The sequence below is a fragment of the Mycobacterium sp. IS-1590 genome, from assembly GCF_001500025.1.
Lineage (GTDB): Bacteria > Actinomycetota > Actinomycetes > Mycobacteriales > Mycobacteriaceae > Mycobacterium.
This window is the reverse complement of the sequence record NZ_LQIW01000045.1, coordinates 65,061-80,326: the sequence shown is the minus strand read 5'-3', so window position 1 is coordinate 80,326 and position 15,266 is coordinate 65,061. Positions and strand designations below refer to the sequence as shown.

The 15,266-nt window shown below is 68.0% G+C and carries 11 protein-coding genes; 5 read left to right on the top strand and 6 right to left on the bottom strand.

The window, feature by feature from the left end; all coding sequences use genetic code 11:
- Nucleotides 1–31: 31 nt before the first annotated feature.
- A complete protein-coding gene (locus tag AU197_RS19845) occupies nucleotides 32–1,024 on the bottom strand; it encodes a MaoC family dehydratase (RefSeq protein WP_064404676.1) in 993 nt (330 codons plus the stop codon).
- 31 nt (nucleotides 1,025–1,055) lie between these two features.
- On the opposite strand from AU197_RS19845, the gene AU197_RS19840 reads away from it, so the two are divergent.
- Nucleotides 1,056–2,204, top strand: coding sequence for an acyl-CoA dehydrogenase family protein (locus tag AU197_RS19840; RefSeq protein WP_064404674.1), 1,149 nt, complete (start codon nucleotides 1,056–1,058; stop codon nucleotides 2,202–2,204).
- Between the two features lie 3 nt (nucleotides 2,205–2,207).
- Nucleotides 2,208–2,945, top strand: a complete 738-nt coding sequence (locus tag AU197_RS19835; protein WP_064404672.1) for a GntR family transcriptional regulator — start codon at nucleotides 2,208–2,210, stop codon at nucleotides 2,943–2,945.
- A gap of 50 nt (nucleotides 2,946–2,995) precedes the next feature.
- Here the strand turns inward: AU197_RS19835 and AU197_RS19830 are convergent, their stop codons facing one another.
- The 5 genes from AU197_RS19830 to AU197_RS19810 all read right to left on the bottom strand — a co-directional run bounded on the left by AU197_RS19830 (nucleotide 2,996) and on the right by AU197_RS19810 (nucleotide 10,125).
- The gene (locus tag AU197_RS19830) at nucleotides 2,996–3,880 is read right to left on the bottom strand and encodes an enoyl-CoA hydratase/isomerase family protein (protein ID WP_064404670.1); all 885 of its coding nucleotides are present in this window, start codon (nucleotides 3,878–3,880) and stop codon (nucleotides 2,996–2,998) included.
- Nucleotides 3,877–5,403 (bottom strand): fatty-acid--CoA ligase FadD4, encoded by a 1,527-nt coding sequence (gene fadD4 / locus AU197_RS19825; RefSeq protein ID WP_064404668.1) that lies wholly within the window; start codon nucleotides 5,401–5,403, stop codon nucleotides 3,877–3,879. Before fadD4 ends, AU197_RS19830 begins: the two co-directional genes overlap by 4 nt.
- A gap of 231 nt (nucleotides 5,404–5,634) precedes the next feature.
- Nucleotides 5,635–7,458: a phosphoenolpyruvate carboxykinase (GTP) gene (locus AU197_RS19820; RefSeq protein ID WP_064404666.1), complete on the bottom strand. Its 1,824-nt coding sequence runs from the start codon at nucleotides 7,456–7,458 to the stop codon at nucleotides 5,635–5,637.
- A gap of 211 nt (nucleotides 7,459–7,669) precedes the next feature.
- Nucleotides 7,670–9,163, bottom strand: coding sequence for a hypothetical protein (locus AU197_RS19815; protein WP_064405054.1), 1,494 nt, complete (start codon nucleotides 9,161–9,163; stop codon nucleotides 7,670–7,672).
- Nucleotides 9,164–9,171: 8 nt separating this feature from the next.
- On the bottom strand, nucleotides 9,172–10,125 hold the full coding sequence (locus AU197_RS19810; protein WP_502687895.1) for a hypothetical protein: 954 nt from the start codon (nucleotides 10,123–10,125) through the stop codon (nucleotides 9,172–9,174).
- 195 nt (nucleotides 10,126–10,320) lie between these two features.
- Here AU197_RS19810 and trmB point away from each other — a divergent pair, with 195 nt between their 5' ends.
- The 3 genes from trmB to AU197_RS19795 are packed head-to-tail and all read left to right on the top strand — an operon-like array spanning nucleotide 10,321 to nucleotide 15,264.
- Entirely contained in the window at nucleotides 10,321–11,103 is a 783-nt protein-coding gene (gene trmB / locus AU197_RS19805) for a tRNA (guanosine(46)-N7)-methyltransferase TrmB (protein WP_064404664.1), read from the top strand.
- A 52-nt stretch (nucleotides 11,104–11,155) separates the two neighbouring features.
- The gene (locus AU197_RS19800) at nucleotides 11,156–11,860 is read left to right on the top strand and encodes an NYN domain-containing protein (RefSeq protein WP_064404662.1); all 705 of its coding nucleotides are present in this window, start codon (nucleotides 11,156–11,158) and stop codon (nucleotides 11,858–11,860) included.
- A gap of 50 nt (nucleotides 11,861–11,910) precedes the next feature.
- Nucleotides 11,911–15,264, top strand: a complete 3,354-nt coding sequence (locus tag AU197_RS19795) for an MMPL family transporter (RefSeq protein WP_064404660.1) — start codon at nucleotides 11,911–11,913, stop codon at nucleotides 15,262–15,264.
- The last annotated feature ends 2 nt before the right edge of the window (nucleotides 15,265–15,266 follow it).

The window sequence follows — 15,266 nt, the reverse complement described above, 5'->3', positions numbered from 1 at the left end:
CGAGCGTGTGCCGCCGGGGGGTGGGCGCGGCTCAGAATTGCAGGGCGGTGAAGCGCCAATCGAGCACGTTGCGGTCCTGTTCATCGACCGCGGACACCAACGATCGCACCGTCAGCACGCCACCGCGACCATCCGGAAGCGGCTCGGCCTTCTCGATGTGCACCTCGCTGTAGAGCGTGTCCCCTTCGTACACCGGCCCGGTGTGGTCGCAGGACTGCCAGCCGAGAACGGTGACGAGGTTGGGCAACAGCCGGGTCACTTGGGCCAGCGCCAGCCCGATGGTGTGGCCGCCGTAGACCAGCCGACGGTTGTTGACTCGCCAATCATGATGTGTCGCAGCGATGTTCAACGTCAGCCGGGCCAGCTCCGGCGCGCTGCTCACCACGTCCGCCGAGCTGTGCAGCACGGTCCCGACGAGCTCTGGATCGAAGTGGGCTCCCGGTACTTTCGTGCGGTACGCCTCGGCGTCCCAGTCCGCGGTCGGATCGGGTGCCGGCGGGGTCTCAGTGCCGATCGCCGACAGGTCATCGGCGTGCCCAGTGTCGCCGGCGCCGTCGCGCAGCGGCAGCATCGCGCAGCGGTGAAAGTCGAGCACCAAACGGCCGAGGTCGTCGACGGTGGTCATCCGCAATGCGGCCAATCCGGTCCGCGCCCTGCCCGGTTTGGTGGAGTTCTCCTTGAGCCCGACCACTTCGGTGCGGGTGAACAGGGTGTCGCCGATGACGGGGAACCGGTGAAACACCAGACCGCGGTAGAACAGGTTGGCCTTCACCCGCTGGGTGACCAGGGTGGTCTGACCGATAGCCACGTCACAGACCAGCGCCGGATGCGCCAGCGGGCCTGCCGCACCGGTGACCGCGGTCGCCAACTCGCCGTCGAGTGCCAGCCGCAGCCGATCCCCCACGATCGACTGGTGCACGGCGGCCGCGCCCGACGTCAGCGTCATCGGCGGGGCGGTGTCGAAGACCTGCCCGACGTGCAGATCGTCGAAGTACGGTCCGCTCACGGGTGCCCACTTTGGCATTGGGCCGCACAAAGTGTCAATATGGCCGTACATGAATGAGGAAGAGACGATGCTGGTCGCCACCGTGCGGGCCTTCATCGACCGCGAGGTCAAACCGCGAGTGCGCGACGTCGAACACGCCAACGAATATCCCGAGGCGTGGATCGAGCAGATGAAGCAGATCGGCATCTACGGCCTGGCGATCCCCGAGGAGTACGGCGGTTCGCCGGTGTCGATGCCCTGCTACGTCGAGGTGACCCAGGAGCTGTCGCGCGGCTGGATGAGCCTGGCCGGGGCGATGGGCGGGCACACCGTCGTGGCCAAGCTTCTGGTGTTGTTCGGCACCGAGGAGCAGAAGCGCCGCTACCTGCCCCCGATGGCGACAGGAGAGATCCGCGCCACGATGGCGCTGACCGAACCCGGTGGCGGGTCCGATCTGCAGAACATGTCGACCACGGCGCTGCCGTCCGAAGGCGACGGCCTGACCATCAACGGGGCGAAGACCTGGATCTCCAACGCGCGGCGATCCGGACTGATCGCGCTGTTGTGCAAGACCGATCCGGCGGCCACCCCGCGCCACAAGGGCATCTCGGTGGTGCTCGTCGAACAGGGCATGACGGGGTTGTCGGTGTCGCGCGATCTGCCCAAGCTCGGGTACAAGGGCGTCGAGTCCTGCGAACTGATCTTCGAGGACTGCCGCGTTCCGGCGTCGGCGATCCTCGGTGGTGAACCTGGCAGGGGTTTCGGGCAGATGATGAAAGGCCTTGAGACGGGCCGTATTCAGGTCGCCTCGCGGGCTCTGGGCGTGGCGACGGCCGCGTTGGAGGATGCGCTGCGGTACGCCCAGGAGCGCGAGAGTTTCGGGCAGCCCATCTGGAAGCACCAGTCCGTCGGCAACTACCTGGCCGACATGGCCACCAAGCTCACCGCCGCCCGCCAGCTCACCCGCTACGCCGCCGAACGCTACGACAGCGGCGAGCGGTGCGACATGGAGGCGGGGATGGCGAAGTTGTTCGCCTCCGAGGTCGCGATGGAGATCGCGCTCAATGCGGTCCGCATCCACGGCGGCTACGGCTATTCCACGGAGTACGACGTCGAACGGTACTTCCGCGACGCGCCGTTGATGATCGTCGGCGAGGGCACCAACGAGATTCAGCGCAACGTCATCGCCTCGCAGTTGGTGGCACGAGGCGGTCTGTAGGCGATGAGGCCTGCGCCGGCGTACCAGACCCTGCGCGACCAGTTGCGCGAGCAGATCGCCGCCGGCCGCTACCGCGATGGGGCCCGGTTGCCGACGGAATCGGAACTCGTTGCCACTCACAGCCTGTCGCGACAAACCGTGCGCCGGGCGTTCCAGGACCTGGTGGCCGAGGGCGTGGTGTACCGGGTACCGGGCCGCGGCACGTACGCCAGTGGTTCGGGACGTCGCTACCTGCGCCAGTTCGGCTCGATCGAGGATCTGATGAGCCTGTCCGATGACACCACGATGGAGGTCCTGGGCGGACTACGGCGCCGGGTCGACGTGGAAGCCGCCAGCAGGCTGCGCCTCGACGACGACATCGTGCACACGGTGGTGTTCCGGCGGCTGCACGGCACCGACCCCGGGGTGCCGTTCGTGCTCACCACGGTGCATCTGGCGCCCACGGTGGCGGCGGCGGTGGCCGACTCGCCGGAACTTATCGACGGTGCGGTCGGCACCCAGACCGTAATCGGCCTGCTCGAGCCGCATCTGAGCGCGCCGATTGTCGAGGCCGCACAGTCGATCACGGTCGCACCCGCCGACAGTAGGGTGGCGGACGCCGTGCGGTGCGAACCCGGTCATCCGATGTTGCGCGTCGACCGGTTGTACTCCGACGCCGAAGGCCGGCCGGTGGAATTGTCGGTCAGCCATTTCCTGCCCGAGCAGTACACCTACCGGGTGACGCTACGCCGCTCGGGTTGACGTGACTTCGGTGTCCTGACAGTCGCACAGCGATCGTTTGAGCACCGAAATCACACGATGGCGTCGATGAGCCCCCACCGCAGCGCCGTCGCCGGATCGATCGTGCGGCCCGACAACACCAGATACGCTGTGCGCCAACGGCCGATCCGGCGGGTGATGCTCACCGTTCCGCCCGCTCCGGGGATCAGCCCGAGACTCAGTTCCGGCAGCCCGAAGACGGCAGTCGGGCTCGATTCGATGTGGCCGCAGAACGCCGCCATCTCCAAGCCGCTGCCCAGCACTTGACCGTGGACCCGAGCGCGGCAGCGCTCGCCGAGGCGGTCGGTCAGCTCGGCCAGCACCAGCGCGGGGCTGTAGCGGGTGCGGGCGAAATGTGCGCTTGTGGGATCGACGAAGCTACCGAACTCGGCGAGATCCCCGCCGCTGCAGAATGACGGCCCGTTGCCGGACAGGATCACCTCGGTGACCGACGGGTCGACCCGCGCGACCTCCAGTGCTTCCAGGAGTGCGCCGCGGGCGTCGGTGGAGAACGCGTTGTGCCGTCGCACCCGATTGAACCGCACATGGACGGTGTCGTCGATACGTTCGGCCACAACGGGATCGGGAATCTCGGGAACCTGCGAGGGTCCGCGCTCCTCGAGCCAGCGCGCGAACTCCGGCCCCGACTGCAGCGTGGAGTACGCCAGCGATTCGGTGACGACGCCGGCGAAGGCGGGGCCGGCGGGGTCGACGGCGCGAAGGACGTCCTCGCAGATGCCCGCGGCATGCGGCCACTGGGCGCACCGCTGCGTCACTTCGGCGAGGGTATCGGCCACAGACGCGACCGTGACGACCCGCCGGTCGTCGGAGTCATGTTCTGACAGGGTGAATGTGGCTTCGTCAGTGGGCGATTCGATCGCCACGACGATGCCCGATGGCAACTCGGCGTGTGTCACGAGTACTTCTTGACCAACTCCTGCTTGAGCATCTTGCCGGTCTCGGTACGGGGCAGTTGCGCCTCGAACGAGATCGAGCGCGGACATTTGTAGTGCGCCAGGCGTTCCCGCAGCCATTCGAGCAGTTCCTCGGCGAACTCGTCGGTCGCGTCTGCGGGGTCGACGGTCTGCACCACACCCTTCACGCGCTGGCCCATCTCTTCGTCGTCCACCCCGAACACCGCCGCGTCCAATACCTTCGGATGGGTGATCAACAGGTTCTCGGCTTCCTGCGGATAGATGTTCACCCCACCGGAGATGATCATGTGGTGCTTGCGGTCCGTCAGGAACATGTAGCCGTCCTCGTCGAGATAGCCCACGTCACCGACCGTCACCCACCCGTGCCGCTCACGCGACTCGGCCGTCTTCACCGGATCGTTGTGGTAGACGAAACTCATTGGGCCCATGTCGAAGTAGATCTGCCCGGGCTGTCCCGGTGGCAGTTCCTCGCCGTCCTCACCGAGCACGTGCGCCTCTCCCAGCAGCGGCTTGCCCACCGAGCCCGGGTGGTTGAGCCAGTCCTCGGCGGTGATGAAGGTGATGCCCGCACCCTCGGAGGACGAGTAGTACTCGTCGATGACCGGACCCCACCAGTCGATCATCTGCTTCTTGATGTCGACCGGACAGGGCGCGGCGGCATGCACGACTCGGCGGATCGACGAGAGGTCATACGAATCGCGGATATCAGCCGGGAGTTTGAGCATCCGGACGAACATCGCCGGCACGAACTGCCCGCTGGTGACCCCGTATTTCTGGATGGCAATCAGCGCCTCCTCGGGCTCGAACTTTCCCATGATCACCGTGGTGGCGCCCATGGCCTGCGCGGACATCGTCCACATACACGGCGCGGTGTGATACAGCGGCGCCGGGCTGAGATACACCGAATCACTGTCCATTTGGATGGCCATCAGCAGGGCGGACAGCATGTTGCCGGCCTGCGCGGGGGAAACATGGGGTAGTTCGCGCCGAATCCCTTTGGGGCGTCCGGTGGTTCCGGACGAGTACTGAAGCAGGTCACCCTCGATCTCGTCGGGGATGGGGGTTTTCGGATGATCCGCGACGCATTCCGGGTAGCGCTGCCAGCCATCGAGGTTGTCGTCGGCCAGAATCAGCAGATCGGGCAGGCCGTTGGGCAGGTGCTCCTCCAACTCCTCGCAGACCTTACGCATCGCCTGTGATCCGATGACCGCCTTGGCACCGCTGTTGTCGACGATGTAGGCCGCCTCGGCTGCGGTCAGGTGCGTGTTGATCACCGCGTAGTACAGGCCGCTGCGCCGGGCCGCCCACATCACGACGTGCAGGTGCTCGTTGTTCTCCATCAGCACGGCCACGGTGTCGCCCTCGACGAGGCCTGCCTGCCGGAAGTGATGGGCCAACCGGTTGGCTCGCGCCTCGAGCTCGCCGAACGTCACCGTGGTGCCACTGGGATGCATGATGACGGCGGGTTTGTCGGGCGTCGCCTCGGCATGTTCGCGGATCTGCATGGGCCGACTCTACGATGCGCCCAGTTGACAGGTGTCAAGTGGTGTCGGTTTCCGATGCCGGCATACCCGCGAGACCCGCACCACCGTGGCGAGTGCATCCGGTTTCAACGGTCCGAGAGAACCTTCACAGACACTTTGAGCACGCTCACCGTGCGGTGAGCGTGCTCAAAGTGTCGTCATTGCGCGGCGTGTCGTCTGCAGACCCGCGCGCTCGCGCGAACTGAGTGGGGGTTACTCGGCGTCGAGGCGGTGCTTGAGCGCGTCGAACTCGTCCTTGATGCCGGTGGGCAGCTTCTCGCCGACGAACTCGAACCACTCCTCGATGAGCGGCAGCTCCTGGCGCCACTCGTCGACGTTCACCTCGAGCGCGGCGTCCACATCGGCTGCGTCGACATCCAGGCCCGACAGGTCCAGGTCCTCGGCCGTGGGCACGGTGCCGATCGGCGTGGTGCGGCCCCCGGCCTTCTGCTCGATGCGGTCGATGATCCACTTCATCACGCGGCTGTTCTCGCCGAAGCCCGGCCACAGGAAGCGGCCGTCGTCACCACGGCGGAACCAGTTGACGAAGAAGATCTTCGGCATCTTCGACTCGTCGGACTGCTTGCCGATGTCGATCCAGTGCGCGAAGTAGTCACCGACGTTGTAGCCCAGGAACGGCAGCATGGCCATCGGGTCGCGGCGCACGGTGCCGACCTTGCCCTCCGCGGCCGCGGTCTGCTCGGAGCCCATCGTGGCGCCGATGAACACCCCGTGTTGCCAATCGCGGGCCTGCGTGACCAGCGGCACCGTCGTCTTGCGGCGGGCGCCGAACAGGATCGCCGAAATCGGGACACCCTGCGGGTCGTCCCACTCGGGCGCCAGCGTCGGGCATTGCGACATCGGGGTGCAGTACCGCGAGTTCGGATGCGCGGCCTTCTCCTCCGAGTCGGGCGTCCACTCGCGGCCCTTCCAGTCGGTGAGGTTCTGCGGTTCGCCCTCGAGGCCCTCCCACCACACGTCGTTGTCGCTGGTCAGCGCGACGTTGGTGAACACCGTGTTGCCGGCCTCGATGGTCTTCATCGCGTTCGGGTTCGACGACCAGTTGGTGCCGGGCGCGACGCCGAAGAAGCCGAACTCGGGGTTGACGGCGTACAGGCGGCCGTCCTTGCCGAACCGCATCCAGGCGATGTCGTCGCCGATGGTCTCGGCGCGCCAGCCCGGGATCGTGGGCTGCAGCATCGCGAGGTTGGTCTTACCGCACGCCGACGGGAACGCCGCGGCGACGAAGTAGGACTTGTTCTCCGGCGAGATCAACTTCAGGATCAGCATGTGCTCGGCGAGCCAACCCTCGTCGTGCGCCATCGCCGAGGCGATGCGCAGCGAGTAGCACTTCTTGCCCAGCAGCGCGTTGCCGCCGTAACCGGAGCCAAAGCTCCAGATCTCGCGGGTCTCCGGGAAGTGGGTGATGTACTTCGTGTCGTTGCACGGCCAGGGCACGTCCTTCTGCCCGGGCTCCAGGGGCGCGCCGATCGAGTGCAGCGCCTTGACGAAGAAACCGTCGGTGCCCATCTTGTCGAGCGCGGCCTTGCCCATGCGGGTCATCGTCCGCATCGACACCACGACGTACTCGGAGTCGGTGATCTCGACGCCCAGCTTCGGGTCCTCGGCGCCCAGCGGACCCATGCAGAACGGCACCACATACATGGTGCGGCCGCGCATACACCCGCGGTAGAGGTCCGTCATGATGCTGCGCATCTGCGACGGTTCCATCCAGTTGTTGGTCGGGCCGGCGTCAATCTCCTTCTCGGTGCAGATGAAGGTGCGCGACTCCACGCGGGCCACGTCGGAGGGGTCGGACAGCGCGAGGTACGAGTTCGGCTTCTTCTTGTCGTCGAGCTTGGTGAAGGTGCCCGCGGCCACGAGCTGGTCGCACAGGCGGGCGTTCTCTTCGTCAGAGCCGTCGGTGAAAACCACGCGGTCGGGCTGCGTCAGCTCGGCGACCTCTTGAACCCAAGCGAGCAGACCCTTGTGCTTCGTCGGTGCGGTGTCCAAACCTGGGATGGTCGCTGCGGTCATGAAAAATCTCCTGTGTCTGTTGCTGCCAGGACCCAAGGCTCCGTGTGCGCCACCCAGACGGGGACAGGCGGCGCTGCGGTCTCCCTATACCGAGGTTATCGCGGGTGAGAAGCCCGCGGTGAATCGGGAGTGTGTCCGATCACTCACAGGAACGATTCAGATAGCTGTTTCACAGGCGTTTTACCAATACTTCGCGCTGACTTGACGCGCGTCAACCCACAGAACCGCCGCCATCGGTCCGCTCAGGCCCCTCGGCGGGACGCCTCGCCGGATCCGCACGGCCGTACAGATCGGCGCGGACAACGTCCAGCGCGCGCTGCAGCGACGGCAGCCTGCGGTCGCGTTCGGCGGCGGCTCGTGCGGTCTCGAGCGCGTGCTGGCGCAGCTCGGCGTCGATCGCGGTGATCTGCTCCGCGGCTGCGGCGGCCTCGCGTTCGTCCAGCGCGGCCAGCTCGGAAGCCAGCGCACTCTCGGCGGCCAGCACCCGCGTCGCGACACGTTCGTCGAGTCCGGCCTTGACTGTTCCGGTGATCTCGGTGAGCCATCGGTCCAGCACGGCCCGGTCCTGCAGCACCCCGCGAATGCCGACCACCCACACGGTCAACACCAGCCCCACCAGGCCGCCGGCCACCAGACCTGCGACGGTCAGACCGGGGGCCAGACCGGTGAACAAGCGCGTCACCGCCAGCGCCACACCCAGACCGAATCCGGCGCCGAGGATCATCGTCAGCTGCGTCTCCAGCCGCCGCGACTTGAACCGCGGCGGGGCGATCTCGGGAACGGCCGGGGCGTCGGACACCGGCGGAGCGGTCAATCCGACGTGGGCCGCCACATCGGTCAGCTGCGCGGTGACACCCTGCTCGACCTCCCCGACGACCACGCCGAGGCGCTCGCGTACCCGCGACTCGAAGTCCCCGAGTGCCCTGCGACCCAGGCCCGACGCGTCCTCGGCGAGTTCGGCCCGCACCGAGGTGCAGCGGTTACGCGCGAGATACCCCAACTGGACGCGGGCCTGCTGAATCTGGGTGCGCAGGGCGATGCCGCGTTCGGACTTCGTCACCCGGCGATTCCGCACGATGCCGTCACGGCGCTCGTGCAACGCCGCGACGCGGAGGCGGCGATGGGCGCCGTCACCGTCGGTGCAGTACTGGCGTGCCACCGCTTCGAGTCGAGTTTCCCACGCCCGCAGACGGTTTCGTCGTGCAAGCTCAGGATCGTCCAGCCGCTGCCTGAGCAGGCCGACGAGCTCTTCGACGCGCGGCTCCCCCAGATCTGGTGCGGCGGTCACGCCCACCCACGGCACCGGGGCGTAGCGGGGCGAACGGTCGGCCAGCACCGCGCGATCGGCGGCCAAGACCTCACGCCAGTTGCGGTGGGTGTCGATCTTCGACACCACACCCACCACCAGGTCGGTATGACGCGAGACCAGATCGACCAGCTCACAATCGGATTCGGTCAGCGGTGACACCGCCGAGACCACGAACACCACAGCGGCGGGCGCCTCGGCCTGCCCGAGGTCTTCAGACTCGACGAAGGTGTGCTCGGGCATCCTCTCCCGAAGCGCGGCGACCACGCTCGTGGTGCCCGCCAACCACGGACCCGTCACCAGCACCACGTCGCGGGCGCGCACCGCAGGCGGGTCGAGTCCGGGTTCGACGGCCGCGACCACCGCGTCGGCCGCCGCGAGTTGATCGGTGCCCGTCACCTCCGCGGTCACCGCGACCGCCCGAGCAGGCGAAGCGAACCGCGGCTGATGTCGGCCGCGCAGGCGCGGTGCAACGCATTGACGGGACCGTCGCCGTACCGGCGCCACTGCGAGGCGCGGCGCAGATGAGTGGCCGGGTCGTCGCCCCGGTCGACGCTCGCCCCCGCGGCCTCGACGACATCGACTGCCGCCGTCATCACCGCGAGGACGGCATCATCGGTCACCAGCAGGTCGGCCAGCCGCGAATCGTCGGATTGCGTTGCGAGCGCGCGTAACTGGGTCACCGCGGTGCGCAGCCTCCGGTACCGCAGCGGCGCCCCCGCCGCAGCGACGTACTCCACGACCCGGTCGACCTGGCTGAGCTTGCGCAGGTGGTTCGGCAACGATTCGAGGCTCGCGCCGCGGCCCAGCGCGAGCACCGCGTGCGCGATGCCGAACCGGTCCAGCGCAGCGAGCAACCGCTCGCGCACCTCCCGCGGCAGCCGATGCGGCGCCTCCACGAACGCGTCGGTCGACGACAGGTCGGCGGGTTCGGTGAGCAGAGTCGCCAGCGCATCGAGCAGCTCGCCGGTCAGGTTCACGTCGGCGAGCAGCGCGACCATCGGCACCGTCGGCAGCCCGGTCAGGGCCCGAACCTTGCCTGCCCGGTGATACGCGTGCGCCATCGGTCCCGCGGCACCGAATCCTGTGAGGTCGGCCTTGTTCAGGACGACGACGGCGGGCCTGCCCGACGCGTCGAGAAGGGCCCGGTCCTCGGGTTTGAGGGCTTCGGCGATCACCAGCACGTCGACGTCGGCCACGTCATCGGCTGACACCGCCACCCCCGCGGCAGCCAACGCCGCGGCCACGGTCGAGCGCCCGACACCCCGGCGACCCCGCACCGCGACCCGTATCGGCGCGCGGAGGCGCCTGACGATCGCCGTCAGCCGCGGATCGCGGCGCTCTTCACTGATTTGCAGCAGCGCGTCGACGAAAATCTGGTGACCTTCCCCTGTCGTGGGCGCGGCGGCCTCACCCCCGGCCCGCCTTCGATGATCGTGACACCTCGGACGGCGTCGTGGGAGCGGCCGTGCCTGCTCCTGGGGATAGCCGCCGATACCGGTCGAAGGCAACTGTTGGGTATCAATCTGTACCACGATGCGGGTACTCCACTGTCGATGAGCGACCATGGACAAATGCATCTGCCCGGGCCCGACGTCGCCGAGGGGTCGACTTCGGGACCCGAGGCTTCCCGCCCACCGGTCGGCCACCAGCACCGCTATCCCCGCGTAACCAGCTTTCGTACGCGGCGTACCACCCTGTCTGCCGCACAGCAGGCCACGTGGAATCGGCTGTGGCCCGAGATCGGGATGCAGGCGCGCGACGGCGATGTGCCGGCTCCGCTGGTGGACACCGCCGCGTGGTTCGGGCGGTCGGCCCCCGTGGTGGTGGAGATCGGCTGTGGAGCCGGAACCTCGACGCTGGCGATGGCCAAGGCCGAGCCCGACCTCGACGTCGTCGCGGTCGAGGTGTACCGGCGGGGGCTGGCTCAGCTGCTGTCCGGCATCGAACGCGAAGGGGTGCCCAACATCCGGCTGGTCCGCGGCGACGGCGTCGACGTTCTGCAGCACATGTTCGGGCCGGGCTCGCTGACCGGTGTGCGGGTGTTCTTCCCCGACCCGTGGCCCAAGGCCCGCCACCACAAGCGCCGGCTGCTGCAGCCGGCCACCGTGGGATTGATCGCCGACCGGCTGCGCCCCGGCGGTGTCTTCCACGCGGCCACGGACCACGCGGGGTACGCCGAGCAGATCGCCGAGGTCGGCGATGCGGAGCCGCGCCTGCGCCGGGTGAACCCGTCCGACGAGCTTCCGATCTCCGTCGAGCGACCGGTCACGAAGTACGAGGGCAAGGCGCAGCATGCCGGCAGCGACGTCGCCGAACTGCTGTGGGAACGAACGTGATGTGGGGTTATCGCCCCCTTGCGGGGGACGCGCGCGGGGAAAGCAGACGATCATGAGCCTCACCGAGGACATCGAAGATGTGGCGGCCCCCGAGGCGCCGCAGACCGCGGCCGATGCGACGGCGCGCGTGCTGCTGGTCTGGGATGCGCCGAACCTCGACATGGGACTCGGCTCGATCCTCGGTGGAAGGCCGACGGCCGCGCACCGGCCACGCTTCGACGCATTGGGCCGCTGGCTCTTGAACCGCACGGCCGAGCTGTCTTCCCAACTCGGAGGAACCGCCCCTCCCGTCTCGCTGGAGCCCGAGGCGACCGTCTTCACCAACATCGCACCGGGCAGCGCCGACGTCGTCCGGCCCTGGGTGGAAGCACTGCGTAACGTGGGGTTCGCGGTCTTCGCCAAACCGAAGGTCGACGAAGACAGCGACGTCGACAGCGACATGCTGGACCACATCGCGCTGCGCCGCGACGAGGGTCTGGCCGGGCTGCTGGTGGCTTCGGCGGACGGGCAGGCCTTCAAACAACCGTTGGAAGAGATCGCCCGCGACGGCATCCCCGTCCAGGTGCTCGGATTTCGCGAACATGCGAGCTGGGCGCTAGCGTCGGATACCTTGGAGTTCGTCGACCTGGAGGACATCCCTAATGTCTTCCGGGAGCCGCTACCGCGAATCGGCCTCGATTCGCTGCCCGAGCAGGGGGCATGGTTGCAGCCGTTCCGGCCGCTGTCCTCGCTATTGACCTCGCGGGTCAACAACTGAACCGCTCAGGGGTCGCCATCGACTTCGAGAGAATCGAGTAAGGAGCTTACGTGTTCGCCTGGTGGGGTCGAACGGTGTACCGGTATCGATACATCGTCATCGGCGTCATGGTCGCGCTCTGCCTCGGTGGCGGCATCTTCGGGATCAGCCTCGGCAATCACGTCACCCAGAGCGGCTTCTACGACGAAGGCAGCCAGTCGGTCCACGCATCGGTGGTGGCCGACGAGGCCTTCGGTCGCGACCGAACCAGCCACGTGGTGGCGATACTCACGCCGCCCGACGGGCAGAAGGTCGACAACCCGCAGTGGCAACGCGACGTCGTCGGCGAGCTGGACAGCTTCGTCAAGGATCATCCCGACCAGGTGGTGAGCTGGGTCGGCTGGCTGCGGGCGCCGGACGCCGCGAACGCGACCGTCCAGCAGATGAAGACCAGCGATCTGTCGAAGACGTTCGTCAGCATCCCGCTGCAGGGCGACACCGACGACGAGATCCTGAAGAACTACCAGGCGGTCGAACCGGACCTGCAACAGCTCAACGGCGGCCGCATCGAGTTGGCCGGCCTGAACCCGCTGGCCAGTGAACTGACCGGCAGTATCGGCGAGGACCAGCGGCGCGCCGAGGTCGCGGCCATCCCGCTGGTGTGTGTGGTGCTGTTCTTCGTCTTCGGCGGCGTCGTTGCCGCGGCCCTGCCCGGCCTCATCGGCGGCCTGACGATCGCCGGCGCGCTGGGCATCATGCGCCTGCTCGCGGAGTTCATGCCGGTGCACTTCTTCGCCCAGCCGGTGGTGACGCTGATGGGCCTCGGCATCGCGGTGGACTACGGGCTGTTCATGGTGAGCCGGTTCCGCGAGGAGATCGCCGAGGGTTACGACACCGAGGCGGCGGTCCGCCGCACCGTGATGACATCGGGCCGCACCATCATGTTCTCCGCGGTCATCCTGGTCGCGTCGTCGGTGCCGCTGCTGCTGTTCCCGCAGGGCTTCCTGAAGTCGATCACCTACGCGATCATCGCCTCGGTCATGCTGGCCGCGATTCTGTCGGTGACGGTGCTGGCCGCGGCCCTGGCCCTGCTCGGACCCCGCGTCGACGCGCTCGGTGTGCGCACCTTGCTGCGGTTCACCCAGCCCTACCCGACCCCCTCGCCCGCCGAGACCACCGACCGCACCAACCCGCTGGCAATCGCATCGATCCCGCTCGGTCTGCTCGTACCGTTCGCCGCGATCCCCGTCGGACACATCGCCAGGGCGCAGATCCGGCGCACCTACGACAAGGGCGCCAACTACGCCCTGCTGGGCCTGGTGCTCGGCTATGTCGGCTCGTTCGCCTGGATCTTCGTCGGCCTGTTCGCCGCCAAGGACACCCTCGGGACGGGCATCTTCTATCTGCTGCTGGCCATCGCGATCTTCGTGGCGGGCACCATCCTGGTGCTCTCGGCCGCGAGCATGAGCCCGCTGGTGCGCAAGCCGACGGTGTGGTGGCTGAACTGGTTGGCCGAAAAGACCCAGAAGACCAAGACACGCGCCGAAGTCGAGAAGGGCTTCTGGGGCAAGCTGGTCAACCGGGTGATGAAGCGGCCGGTCGCGTTCGCCGCACCCATCGTCATCGTGATGATCCTCATGATCATCCCGCTGGGTCAGCTCTCGCTCGGCGGCATCAGCGAGAAGTACCTACCGCCGGACAACGCCGTGCGCCAGGCGCAGGAGACGTTCGACAGATCGTTCCCCGGTTTCCGCACCGAGCCCCTGACGCTGGTCATCGAGAACGACAACGGCGACCCCGTCACCGATCAGCAGGTCGCGGAGATCCGCAGCAAGGCGTTGATGATCCCCGGGTTCATCCAGCCCGAGGACGACCCGACCAAGATGTGGCAGCCGCGCCCGTATCAGGAGGGCGGCTCGCAAGACCCCTCGGTTCGGGTGATCCAGAACGGCCTCGTGAACCGTAACGACGCGGCGAAGAAGGTCGAGGAACTGCGCGGCATCGTGCCGCCGCGCGGATTGTCGATCTCCGTCGGCGGAACCCCGGCGTTGGAGCAGGACAGCATTCACAGCCTGTTCGACAAGCTCCCGCTGATGGTCACGATCCTCATCGTCACCACCACGATCCTGATGTTCCTGGCGTTCGGATCGGTGGTGTTGCCGATCAAGGCCGCGGTGATGAGCGCGCTCACGTTGGGTTCCACGATGGGCGTGCTGACGTGGATGTTCGTGGTGGGACACGGCTCCGGGCTGATGAACTACACACCGCAGCCGCTGATGGCACCCATGATCGGGTTGATCATCGCGGTCATCTGGGGCCTGTCGACCGACTACGAGGTGTTCCTGGTGTCCCGCATGGTGGAGGCCCGGGAACGCGGCCTGTCCACCGCCGAAGCCATCCGCGTCGGCACCGCAACCACCGGCCGGTTGATCACCGGCGCGGCGTTGGTCCTCGCGGTGGTCGCAGGAGCGTTCGTGTTCTCCGACCTGGTGATGATGAAGTACCTGGCGTTCGGGCTGCTGATCGCGCTGCTGCTCGACGCCACCATCGTCCGGATGTTCCTCGTGCCCGCCGTGATGAAGCTTCTCGGCGACGACTGCTGGTGGGCGCCGCGGTGGATGAAACGGATCCAGGAACGGCTGGGGCTCGGCGAGACCGAGCTGCCCGACGAACGCAAGCGTCCCGCGGTGCGCGAAGCCGCCGAGGACCCCGAGGCGCTGGTCGGTGCGGGCGCACCGGTGCCGCCCCGGCCGCGCCCGCCGCACGATCCGACGCATCCCGTCTCGGGGTCGCGCCCCGGGGCCACCCGCGTCGCGGCACCCCAACGGGTCCCCTCGGCCACCGGCACCACGCGCATCTCCAGCACCAGCACGCCGCCTGCGGCGCCTGCCGACGAACCCCAGACCACGCGGTTGTCGATCGCGAAGAACGCCGTGCGCAACGCGGTGAGCAATGCCGCTGCGACGGCGCGGCAGGCCGCACGCCCGCCGGCGCCGCCCGCCCCGCCCGCGGCTCCCCGTCAGGGTGGCGGGCGCCCGCCGCGGGAGGAACGCGAGATCGAATCATGGCTGGGCGAATTGCGAGGCACCGGCACACCGACCCCGCCACCGGCGCCCGCTCCGCAACGGCCGTCGGCCGAACCCACCCGAGCGATGCCGACGCCGTCGGAAGGCAGGGGGCAACGCCCGCAGGCGGCGCCTCCGGCACCGGGCAACGAGCCGACGACGGCGATCCCGACGCCGCGGTCGCAACCGCCCGAGCCGGCGCGGGACCCCGACGCGACGACCGCTATCCCGACTCCGGGCAAGCAGGGCGACGACGCCGAGGCGGCGACCGAGAAGCTCAACACCCGCGAGGACGAGGAGCGCCAACGTCGCGGCGGCGTCAGCGCACAGGATCTGCTGCGGCGCGAAGGCCGTCTGTAAGC

What these genes read in the sequence shown, in the direction of transcription:
- AU197_RS19820 (WP_064404666.1), bottom strand. Translation starts at nt 7,458, where the DNA reads ATGACCGCAGCGACCATCCCAGGTTTGGACACCGCACCGACGAAGCAC.
- fadD4 (WP_064404668.1), bottom strand. Translation starts at nt 5,403, where the DNA reads ATGCAGATCCGCGAACATGCCGAGGCGACGCCCGACAAACCCGCCGTC.
- AU197_RS19800 (WP_064404662.1), top strand. Translation starts at nt 11,156, where the DNA reads ATGAGCCTCACCGAGGACATCGAAGATGTGGCGGCCCCCGAGGCGCCG.
- AU197_RS19835 (WP_064404672.1), top strand. Translation starts at nt 2,208, where the DNA reads ATGAGGCCTGCGCCGGCGTACCAGACCCTGCGCGACCAGTTGCGCGAG.
- trmB (WP_064404664.1), top strand. Translation starts at nt 10,321, where the DNA reads ATGAGCGACCATGGACAAATGCATCTGCCCGGGCCCGACGTCGCCGAG.
- AU197_RS19840 (WP_064404674.1), top strand. Translation starts at nt 1,056, where the DNA reads ATGAATGAGGAAGAGACGATGCTGGTCGCCACCGTGCGGGCCTTCATC.
- AU197_RS19845 (WP_064404676.1), bottom strand. Translation starts at nt 1,024, where the DNA reads ATGCCAAAGTGGGCACCCGTGAGCGGACCGTACTTCGACGATCTGCAC.